1 protein-coding gene is annotated in these 267 nt (G+C 64.0%); it reads right to left on the reverse strand.

Annotated features, from left to right (window positions below):
- A partial coding sequence (locus AC3XQU_RS24025; RefSeq protein ID WP_489876639.1) for a type 2 periplasmic-binding domain-containing protein occupies positions 1–233 on the reverse strand: 233 nt, incomplete at its 3' end.
- Positions 234–267 lie beyond the last annotated feature (34 nt).

Consider the following 267-nt stretch of genomic DNA (forward strand, 5'->3'; position numbering starts at 1 on the left):
TAGACGTACAACCCCCATGCCGGAGGTTCTTCGCTCTCCAACACTCGCACGAGCTTCCCGCTGGCAATGTAGGGGGCGGCCATGTAGTCCGCCAGTTGCGCGAACGCGATCCCGGCCAGCGCCGCTCCCATTTCCATGTCGGCATTGTCGGCGACGAGAGTGGGTGCGGCAGGTGTCCACTGGCGTCCCGCCTTGAAGTGCCAAGGCCAGGGACGGCCGGTATTGATATCCAAGGCCACGGTAGCTGGCAGGCTGCTTAGCGCATCG

It is taken from the genome of Telluria sp. AZSoR62 (assembly GCF_058111565.1).